We start from the raw sequence: 1,320 nt of genomic DNA, 5'->3' as shown, positions 1-1,320 counted from the left end.
TGTACGTGTCAAGGACATGGGTAACAACTCAGCTCACAGACATGGGTAACACTTCAAGCTCACATAGTCCTTCTGGGGTCCTCGCACATCCTCTTCGTTGAAGCAGCCCAGTCGCACCGGCCCCAGATACACATCCCACTGGCCAGCGGCCACCTCCTGCATCCCGATCCACTGCCCCGCCAGCAGGTAGCCTATGTAGACCCGCAGCGCTCGCCAGTAAATCAAGCCGTTGTGGCTGACCCGAACCCTTTCCCAATGCTTCGGATACTCCAGCTCCGGTAGCCTTGAGGGGTATGGCCTGACCGAGTCGCTGTAGTGCTGGGCCGGCATGCTTTGCTGCAAGGCCTCATGCGGGCGCTGCTGGTTGTAGTGCTCCACAAAGGCATCGAGCTGCATCTGCAATGCCGCTTTGTCCGCCGCAGGCTCTTTGCCCAGGGCATGCTTGAGCGTGCGGTGCATCCGCTCGTGGCGACCGTTTTGCTGTGGCTTGCCCCTCTCGATGCGCTCCGGCCTGATGCCCAGCCTTATCCACCATATCGCCAGGCGTGACAGGCCCGCCACGCCAGTAGTCGCGAACGGCGGACCGTTGTCACTGCGTATGCGCTCGGGCAGTCCGTATTGCCGAAACACCTGTTCGAAGCTGCGTTTGGCATCCTCGTAGTTGGGGCTGTCGTAGACATGCACGGCCAGCAAATAACGGCTGGCGTGGTCCATGATGGTCAATGGATAGCACCAGTGACCATCGGCTGTCTTGAACTGGCCTTTGTAGTCTGCACTCCACACCCCATTGGGCTGCTTGCTCGTTCGCAAGGGCTGGGCCGTCGGCACCGAGCGTCTGCGTACACGCCTGCTGCAAACAAGCCCCTCAGCCTTCAGCACGTTGTAGATGGTGGTTTTGCTGGGTGTCTCCTGTGGGCCCCAGCGCTGCAGGAGCAAAGCGTGCAGCTTCTTGGGCCCCATCTGTGACCTTTGCTGCGTGCGCAGCTCAATGATGGCCCGGCGCTGTGCATAGCTGATCGCCTGATTGTTCCCGTGGGGCCTGCGACTGCGTTCTTGCAATCCATCCATGCCCAGTTGGCGGTATCGCTCAACCCACTTGTAGGCCGTCTTGCGGCTGATGCCGTAGCGCCTGCACAGCTCGCTCAGCGGCACGCCACTGCGCAGATGGTCGGCTATGAAGAGCAGTTTCTCGTCCATGGGTGCGCACTCCTTCCAGGGCATGGTGATCGCTCCTTGGCTGCTGTTGGCTCCAGCTGCCAAGCTTGGATCTGTTACCCATGTCCTTGTACTGATGTGTCACCTATGAGTGTGAGTCGTACC

The 1,320-nt window shown here is 60.2% G+C and carries 1 protein-coding gene; it reads right to left on the bottom strand.

Features of this window, described 5'->3' with window-relative positions; all coding sequences use genetic code 11:
- Positions 1 to 33 precede the first annotated feature (33 nt).
- Positions 34 to 1,221 carry an IS481 family transposase gene (locus DTS01S_RS29180; protein ID WP_061290135.1) on the bottom strand — a complete coding sequence of 396 codons (1,188 nt, stop codon included), beginning with the start codon at positions 1,219 to 1,221 and terminating at the stop codon, positions 34 to 36.
- Positions 1,222 to 1,320: the final 99 nt, after the last annotated feature.

It is taken from the genome of Delftia tsuruhatensis NBRC 16741 (assembly GCF_001571325.1).
Lineage (GTDB): Bacteria > Pseudomonadota > Gammaproteobacteria > Burkholderiales > Burkholderiaceae_C > Comamonas > Comamonas tsuruhatensis.
This window is presented reverse-complemented; position numbering and strand designations above follow the sequence as displayed.